At 72.0% G+C, this 7,506-nt stretch carries 10 protein-coding genes; 5 read left to right on the forward strand and 5 right to left on the reverse strand.

Translation table 11 applies throughout. From position 1 onward, the window contains the following. Positions 1–101: 101 nt before the first annotated feature. On the forward strand, positions 102–515 hold the full coding sequence (locus IH44_RS43465) for a hypothetical protein (RefSeq protein WP_157852609.1): 414 nt from the start codon (positions 102–104) through the stop codon (positions 513–515). A gap of 68 nt (positions 516–583) precedes the next feature. On the opposite strand, the gene IH44_RS0137995 is transcribed toward IH44_RS43465, so the two are convergent. Beyond that, the gene (locus IH44_RS0137995) at positions 584–1,204 is read right to left on the reverse strand and encodes an MBL fold metallo-hydrolase (protein WP_081967366.1); all 621 of its coding nucleotides are present in this window, start codon (positions 1,202–1,204) and stop codon (positions 584–586) included. Between the two features lie 100 nt (positions 1,205–1,304). Here IH44_RS0137995 and IH44_RS0138000 point away from each other — a divergent pair, with 100 nt between their 5' ends. After that, positions 1,305–1,565 (forward strand): hypothetical protein, encoded by a 261-nt coding sequence (locus IH44_RS0138000; RefSeq protein ID WP_157852610.1) that lies wholly within the window; start codon positions 1,305–1,307, stop codon positions 1,563–1,565. 488 nt (positions 1,566–2,053) lie between these two features. After that, a complete protein-coding gene (locus IH44_RS0138005; RefSeq protein ID WP_051818190.1) occupies positions 2,054–2,506 on the forward strand; it encodes an FxLYD domain-containing protein in 453 nt (150 codons plus the stop codon). A gap of 708 nt (positions 2,507–3,214) precedes the next feature. Here IH44_RS0138005 and IH44_RS0138010 read toward each other — a convergent pair. Further along, positions 3,215–3,763 carry an isochorismatase family protein gene (locus tag IH44_RS0138010; RefSeq protein WP_232795252.1) on the reverse strand — a complete coding sequence of 183 codons (549 nt, stop codon included), beginning with the start codon at positions 3,761–3,763 and terminating at the stop codon, positions 3,215–3,217. A 49-nt stretch (positions 3,764–3,812) separates the two neighbouring features. Between IH44_RS0138010 and IH44_RS0138015 the strand changes: the two genes are divergently transcribed. Together IH44_RS0138015 and IH44_RS0138020 are read left to right on the forward strand one after the other, a co-directional pair. After that, positions 3,813–4,328, forward strand: coding sequence for a MarR family winged helix-turn-helix transcriptional regulator (locus tag IH44_RS0138015; protein WP_081967367.1), 516 nt, complete (start codon positions 3,813–3,815; stop codon positions 4,326–4,328). Between the two features lie 61 nt (positions 4,329–4,389). Continuing rightward, positions 4,390–5,019, forward strand: a complete 630-nt coding sequence (locus IH44_RS0138020) for a helix-turn-helix domain-containing protein (RefSeq protein WP_232795253.1) — start codon at positions 4,390–4,392, stop codon at positions 5,017–5,019. Positions 5,020–5,059: 40 nt separating this feature from the next. Here IH44_RS0138020 and IH44_RS0138025 read toward each other — a convergent pair whose 3' ends face one another. The 3 genes from IH44_RS0138025 to IH44_RS0138035 all read right to left on the reverse strand — a co-directional run. Then, positions 5,060–6,193: an IS630 family transposase gene (locus IH44_RS0138025; RefSeq protein WP_030464422.1), complete on the reverse strand. Its 1,134-nt coding sequence runs from the start codon at positions 6,191–6,193 to the stop codon at positions 5,060–5,062. A gap of 159 nt (positions 6,194–6,352) precedes the next feature. Next, entirely contained in the window at positions 6,353–6,766 is a 414-nt protein-coding gene (locus tag IH44_RS0138030) for a hypothetical protein (RefSeq protein ID WP_030464423.1), read from the reverse strand. Then, positions 6,763–7,506: HAD-IC family P-type ATPase (locus tag IH44_RS0138035; protein ID WP_030464424.1), on the reverse strand; the 744-nt coding region annotated here is incomplete at its 5' end. The genes IH44_RS0138035 and IH44_RS0138030, both read right to left, overlap by 4 nt.

Below are 7,506 nucleotides of genomic sequence, written 5' to 3' on the forward strand. Positions count from 1 at the left end.
GTTGGGGTCCGGCCCGTCCGGGGTTGGGTGGGTCGGGGTCCGGTGGGTTGGGATCTGTTCGGTCGGGGTTCGGCAGGTTGGGGCGGGGAAGGGGGCGTGCCATGGAAGAAGTGCCGGGTGCGTACGAGGAGTCGGAGCGGGCGGAACGCGTCCGGCGGGCGAGGCTGGTCGGGTCGGCGGAGCAGTCGGCCCCGGCCCCGGGCGTAGGCCCCGGCCTGCCGCCGCCCGGCGGGTCGGAGGCCGTCGACCGGCGCGAACCGGTGGAGTTCCGCCCGCCGGAACCGGTCCGGACGCCGGGGACGGTCACGCCCGGCTTCGTGCTCTGCTACGAGTGCGACGGCCTCGGCGCCTGCGACCGGTGCGGCGGGCGCGGCTGGTTCCCGGACGCACCGCCCGGGCGCCGGCGCTGCCCCGCGTGCTTCGGACGTCGCGTCTGCCCCATCTGCCGGGGCGGCGGCCAACTGGCCGTCTCCGACCTGTCCGCCTACCAGCGGGGCTACTACCCCGAGTTGTGACCAGGGCCGGAGCCATGGCCGAGGCCGGAGCCGCCCGGTGCGGCGGGCGGCGGACGGCGGACGGGGCGTCAGGGGCGGTCGGCGTCGGCGGCCGACCGGACCGCCTCGCCCACCCGGGCCGGGGAGGTGCGCCAGGGGGCGCCGTGGCCGGGGAGCACCCAGGACGCGGGCAGGCCGGCGATCCGGTCGAGGGAGGAGAGCGCCAGGGCCGGGTCGTCGGTGAAGGGGGCGGGCTGGGGGCCGGTGCGCCCGGTGAGGACGTGACGGGTGGTCAGCGCGTCCCCGACGGCGACCGCGTCGGCGAGCGGGACGTGCACGGCCACGCTCCCCGGGGAGTGGCCCGGCATGCCCACGATCAGCGGGCTGCCGGGCAGGTCCAGCACGTCGCCGTCGCCGATCTCGGTGACTTCGCCGACGTGGCGGGTGCGCAGGCCGTTCTTCCGGAGGGAGTAGCCGAGGAAGCCGAGCGTCGGGCCGAGGCGCCGGGGGCCGAGCGCGACCTCGGGTTTCTCCCCCGTGCGGGCGCGGTCGGCGTCGGCGGAGGCACGTGATCGCCACGAGGCGGTGTGCGGTGTGCGGTGTGCGGTGTGCCTGGAGGCTGCCGGGCTGTTTGCCGAGGGCGACGAGCCTCCGGACGTGGGCCAGCGCCAGCGGGTGAGCCGCCTGGTGCCGTACTCGGCGCCAGGCATGGAAGTGTGTACCCGTCGGCATCAACTCCGTGAGAAGGACAGGCTCGTGGTGGTGGGAAGGGCAGCCCGTCAGGCGCTGCGGATGGCGAGAGTCGAGGCGGTGTTCGGCAAGGACGAGACCCCTGCGGCGCTCGACCTGTTGGAACTCGTCGAGCGCGCGTGGCACGACGCCTATCAAGAGATCGCGCCGACCGAGGAACTGATCGACGGCATCCTGACGTGCTCTCAGGGTGATCTCGGGCGGCTGATCCGTTTCGGCCTGTTGGCAGTCGTGGACGCACGGGACCTGTGGGTGGCCGTCGAGAAGATCCGGGCGGCCGAGACGGCGGAACCGGCGATCCCACCAGCTGAAGGGCCGTGATCGACCGGTGCGCGCCCGGTGAGCCTCGACCCCATCGGGATACCGGCTGAGCAGCACTACTGGCGCTTTCAGGCGGTGGCGGTGACGGCGGGAGGTCGAGGGATGGTCCGGTTCCGGCGAGGAAGCCGTCGAGGGTGTCGAGGCGGCACTGGAGCCGTTTGAGCCGGTTGCGGACGAGGGCGCGAGTCGGCCCCGGACCAGCACGATCGGCGCCCGGGCCGCTGTGGGCCACGTGGAACTTCCGGCCGATCAGCGTCGCCACCCGCACGCCGGTCCGGACCTGATCCTCGTCCCAGCCGCACCACCTCGGAGAGGGAGGAGACCTCGACTCCCAGGGCATCGCAGTGTTCTTGGACGTCGATCCTTCCTGGGCCCGCGAGCAGTCGTTCTGGTCACGGTCCGGACACATCGCGCACACTACTCCTCCACGGTCGCTACGGTCCCTCTCGTCCGACCACCGAACCGCCACCCCTGGGGAACCGTTGAACGTGCGCCGTACCGCTCTCACCACCGCCGGCCTGCTCCTCGCCGCAGCAACCGTTGTCGCGTGCGACCCGGCCGCCACCAGCACTACGAAGACCAGCACCACCAGCGCCGGGGCCGGCGCGTCCGTGCAGGCGTCCCAGCCCGCTGCTGCGCCCCCGGCTGCGGGTGGTGACGATGCGAACGGCGATGTGGAGATCGTGTCCTGCCAGGTTGACCCGACTTTGCACTGGCCGTCTGCAGACTTGAAGATCACGAACCACTCGTCGAAGAGCTCGAACTACATCGTCAACATCGAGTTCGTCGACGCCGGTGGGACGCGTCTCGCGGAGGGCATCGCGGCGACGAACAACCTGGCGGCAGGTCAGGCCGCGAATGTGAAGGCGGCGGGGACGGCGGAGGTGAAGGGGAAGGCGTCGTGCAAGGTGTCGAAGGTGACTCGGTACGCGGCACCGTGATGTGAGACGGATGTACGTGTGCCCCGCCGCGAGCAGTGCGGCGGGGCACAACCGTGTTCAGCGGGCCCGGCGGGATTCTTCGAGGTGGTCCACGGCAGGCTTGAGCGCGCGGTACGCGACGCCTTCGGGCTGCTACGGGGTAGGGCGTGTGCGGAGTGGCCAATGAGCGCGGGCGGCGAACGACCCCGGTTTGATGTGCAGCAGTGGTGCACGGATCTGATGTGCCCGCGACGCCGGGCAGTGCGACATCGGGCACCGGAAACCGGCTTCGTCCAGGGCGGTGCGGGAGGGGGCGTTGCCGCCGTAGCCGGCGTCCGCGACCACCACCGGCGGCGCGAGGCCCGGGCGGCGAGTTCGTCGACCACTTGGGCCTGCGGGGTGAGCGCCCCCGCGGCCCAGTGGGCCGGCCGCGATCTGGCCTCCTCGACGGACCACGTCGATGCGGAGACGGACTGTCGAGGGCGCTGGTGGTCGATTCCGAGCCGCTCGGCCATCGGCCGTATCGACGTGCACCGCCCGTTCGGCGGCAGGCCCTGCCGGTGGGCCGGGCCGCTGCCCCGTTGATCCGAGCCTCGCGGCGGAGCGGACGCCTCCGCTGGGAACGCCTCCAACTCATCACGTACCACTGCAAGTTCGTCCGGAGTCACACCGGCAGCGAACTGCCGAGCACCCAACCCGCCCGGGCGCCTCGCAGCACCTGGCAAAGCACTACTGGCCCAGCAGGCCGTGCAGGGCGGTGAGGGCCTCGCGGCCGGTGGGGTCGGTGAAGTCGCGCACCAGGTCGGTGGCGAAGCTCGCCACCGACGTCACGGTGCCGCCCGCCGTCCGGATCCGGTCGAAGGCCGCGTTCTCGGTGCGCTCCGACATGCCGCCGCTCGCGTCGACCAGGACGGTCACCGCGTAGCCGTCGGCCAGGGCGTCGAGCGCGGTGTGCAGGACCACGATCTCCGAGGTCACGCCGCAGAGGGCCAGCGTGGTGCGGGCGTTGGCGGCGATCTCCCGGCGCCAGGGCGCGTCGTCCCAGCAGCACGGGCCGCTGCGCACGAACGGCGTGGCGGCGGGGAGTTCGGCGATGACGCCGGGGCCGCCGGGCCGGGGTGCGGCCGACACGGTGAACGGGATGTCCAGCGTCCGGGCGAGCCGGCCCAGCACTCCGGCGGAGCGCCTGATGGTGCCCGGGTCGTTCGTGCGGCTCAGGGCCACGATGCTGTCCTGCAGGTCGGCGAAGACGAGCTGCACGGTGCGGTGATCGAGCACTGTTCTCACTCCAAATCATTCAGGGCTAGAACGATTTGGCGAAGGTAGCATGCTTCTCGTGAACGACGTCAAGTGGGTCGAGACACTCAGCTTCCGGTTCGGCGTCCTGGGCGCGCTGGTCGCCGACCGGCACGCGGCGGCCCTGATCGCCCACGGCCTGAAGCCCAAGCACGTCGCCCTGCTGAGCGTCCTCGACGCGGGGCTGGGCGCCTCGCAGTTGGAGATCGCCAAGGTGATGCGGGTGGCGCCCAGCCTGGTGGTGTCCCTCGCCGACCACCTGGAGTCCGCGGGCGCGATCGAGCGGCTCCGCGACCCGGCCGACCGCCGCCGCCAGCTCCTGCACCTCACCGCCCGGGGCCGCGACCTGCTCGCCCGGTGCACGGCCCAGGCGGTCGCGCTCGACGCGGAACTCACCGCCGGCCTCACCCCCGCCGAGCGGGACGCCCTCGGTGCGGCATTCGACCGCCTCGCGGCCTCGCACGGCCTCCCGGCACGCGGGCGGCCGGATGCGGACCCGGACTCGGGCGCGGACCCCGGAGGGTCCACTCCCGGAGGCAACTCCTAGTGCCGCGTCAGGCAACGTTTGCCTGGTTCATGGGAGACTGCTCCGTCGACTGGGGGAGAGTATGGCCGTGGAGGCTACCAACCGTGCGCTGACGGCAGACGTGATCGCGGCACTGCGGTACTGGCCCGATGTCTTGTGGGTGGGGCAGAAGAATCCTCCGGACCCGGTGGACATAACGGTCCTGCTGCCCTTCTTCAACGAGCTGCTGCAGGACCTTCCATGGTGGAACCGTGACTGGAAGGTCGATCACGTCGAGCCGGGATGGCCTGTAGAGACCGGGGATCACCTCTGTGATCCCGCCATACGGTTCACCGAGGTGTCGATCCCGGGAACGGTCGTTTCTGGCAACGGTGAGAGCCTGCCGTTCGTCGCGAAGGTCGGGTTCACGGGCGGCAGGCTGGTCCGATTCCAGGCCAAGATCGGTGACGTGGTGATCGGCCCGGCCGTTGCCCCTGCCGGGGAGTCGGAGCCGCACCCGTTCGGACGGATGCTCGCCGGATTGATGGACCTACGCGGGATTCCAGTCAGGCACATGGCCATGGCTGCCGGACTGTCGATGTCCACCATTCACATGCTCCGCCGCGGGCACAATCCGACTTTTCTGCAGGTCAGCCTGATCGCCGGGATCCTGGGCATGTCCGAAGCGGACCTCAGAGTCATCGCCGGACTCGACGACGGCAGCACGCAGTAGTTGACAGGTGGCGGCGTCGCTATGCGGCCTTGGCACTGCGTCAAGCGAAGTTCGTCCTGGTGATGATTTCGCGTAGATGCTGGTCGGCGGCGTGCTTGTTCCGCCAGATGATGTAGCGGCGGATCATGCTGCCCTGGGCCTTGTGGCTGGGGTGGTCGGTGCCGTCGAGGGCGAAGTAGCGCAGGGCGGTGAACTGGGCCTCGATCCGGTTCAGCCAGGAGCTGTTGGTGGGGGTGTAGGCCATCTCGACGTTGTTCGCCGCCGCCCACGTCCCGACCCGCTGGCACCGCTTGGTGGTCAGGTGCGGCGAGTAGTTGTCACAGACGATCGCGATCCGAACGTCCGACGGGTGCAGCGAGCGCAGGTAGCGGCAGAACTCCAGGAACTTGGACCGGTTCTTGGTCTTCTTGACGTGACCGTAGAGCTGGTCCTTGGCGAGGTCGTAGGCGGCGAACAGGTGCCGCACCCCATGCGGTCGGGTGTAGGTGGCCCGCCGCCGGGGTCTGGGCCTGCGGCCGGGGTCCTTGCCCTTGCCTCCGCGTTCGGCCCACTGCCGGCCGGGGTGGGGCTGGAGGTTGAGCGGCCCGAACTCATCCAGGCAGAAGATGACTTCGGGCTCGCCCTCCTCGGGCACGACCTCGCCGTCGGCGATGGCGTAGAGGTGTTCGACGCGGGCCTTCTTCGTGGCGCAGTCGGGGGCGCGGGAGGTCTTCCAGGTCTTCACGCGTTGAAAGGAGACGCCTTCCTCGCGGAGCAGGATGCGCAGGCCCTCGTGGCTGATGTCGCCGACCACCCCCTCGGCGACCAGGAAGTCGGCCAGTTTGGCCAGGCTCCAGGTCGAGAAGGGCAGGCCGTGCTCGGTCGGCCTGGACTTGGCAGTCTTCTTGATCTCGCGGCGCTCGGGCAGGGTGAACGTCCTGGGCCGTCCGCCCTTGTATTTCGGGTAGAGCGATTCGAAGCCGTCGGCGTTGAAGTTGTGGATCACGTCGCGGACCCGGTCCGTGCTGGTGAACGTGACCTCGGCGATCTTCGCCACGGGCATGCGCTGGGCGGACAGCAGCACCATCTGGGCCCAGCGCCAGGTCACCACCGACCCGGTGCCCCGGCGGACGATCCGCAGCAGCCGTCTGCCCTCGTCGTCATCGATCTCACGGACCTGCACGCGTTCAGCCACGTGATCATTCCGAGGGTCCGGTGCCACCCGGCACAGCAACCGGGCGACACCTCACGACGGGGCGAACGTTGCCTGATGCGGCACTAGTTCTGCCAGGGGAGTGGACATGCCTGGCGGGTCCGCGTCGAGGGGCCCGCGTCGAGGGGCCCGGGGGCGGGGTCAGTCGCCGAGCTGCTCGCGGATGCGGCGGGAGGGGCTGAAGGCGTACAGGTCGAGGATCGCGGGCATGTCGGCGAGGCCGGGGCCGCCCGCCTCGATCCAGGCGGTGATGTCGGCGGAGGCGTCCAGGTCGTTGACCAGGCCGAGCCAGACCGGTCGCCCGCCCGCCTTCCGGCCCGCCGCGGAGGGCTGGACGACGATCACGTTGCCGTGCTCGCAGGCGTCGAGGCAGGGGACGGGACGGACGGTCGCGGTCGCGGCGAGGGCGGTGCGCAGGCCGGTGAGCTGGGCGGCGTGGTCGAGGCGGGGGATCTTCGGGGTGCCGCAGCAGCAGCCCCGGCAGACGGTGACGGTGCAGCGGGCCGCCGCCCCCGCGGCGGGGGCGGCGGCCTTCTCGCGGGCGCGGCGGCTCACCGGCGGCCCTCGGCGGCGGCGCGCTTCCAGGCGGCGTCGCGCAGCAGGCGCAGGCCGTTGAGGCCGACGATGACGGTGGAACCCTCGTGGCCGAGCACGCCCAGCGGCAGCGGCAGGGTGGCGACCAGGTCCCACACCACCAGGGCGGTGATGAACACCGAGGCGATGACCAGGTTCTGCACCACCAGGGAGCGGGCCCGCCGGGAGAGGGCGACGACGGCGGGGACGGTGGCGAGTTCGTCGCGGACGATCACCGCGTCCGCCGTCTCCAGGGCGAGGTCGGATCCGGCCCGGCCCATGGCGACGCCGGTGTGCGCGGCGGCCAGGGCGGGCGCGTCGTTGACGCCGTCGCCGACCACCAGGACCCTGCGGCCGGCGCCCTCCTGCTCGCGGACGGCGGCGACCTTGTCCTGCGGCAGCAGCCCGGCCCGGACGTCCGTGATGCCGACCTCGGCGGCCAGGCGGGCGGCGGAGCGCGGGTTGTCGCCGGTGAGCAGCACCGGGGCGGTTCCGGTCAGCGCGGTGAGCGCGCTGACGGTGGCGGCGGCGTCCGGACGCAGCCGGTCGGCGATGCCGAGCACGCCGACCGGCACGCCGTCCACCTCGACGAGGACGGCGGTGCGGCCGGACCGCTCCAGCTCGGCGGCCACCGCGGCGGCCCGGGCGGTCACGGCGGCGGCGGTCCGGGCGTCGGCCGGAGGGGTGGTGGGGTCGGCGGTGCCGAGGGGGCGGGCGGGGGG

Source organism: Kitasatospora sp. NRRL B-11411 (assembly GCF_000721345.1).
GTDB lineage: Bacteria > Actinomycetota > Actinomycetes > Streptomycetales > Streptomycetaceae > Kitasatospora > Kitasatospora cineracea.

What these genes read in the sequence shown, in the direction of transcription:
- IH44_RS0138015 (WP_081967367.1), top strand. Translation starts at nt 3,813, where the DNA reads ATGCTTCTCGTGAACGACGTCAAGTGGGTCGAGACACTCAGCTTCCGG.
- IH44_RS43465 (WP_157852609.1), top strand. Translation starts at nt 102, where the DNA reads ATGGAAGAAGTGCCGGGTGCGTACGAGGAGTCGGAGCGGGCGGAACGC.
- IH44_RS0138020 (WP_232795253.1), top strand. Translation starts at nt 4,390, where the DNA reads ATGGCCGTGGAGGCTACCAACCGTGCGCTGACGGCAGACGTGATCGCG.
- IH44_RS0137995 (WP_081967366.1), bottom strand. Translation starts at nt 1,204, where the DNA reads ATGCCTGGCGCCGAGTACGGCACCAGGCGGCTCACCCGCTGGCGCTGG.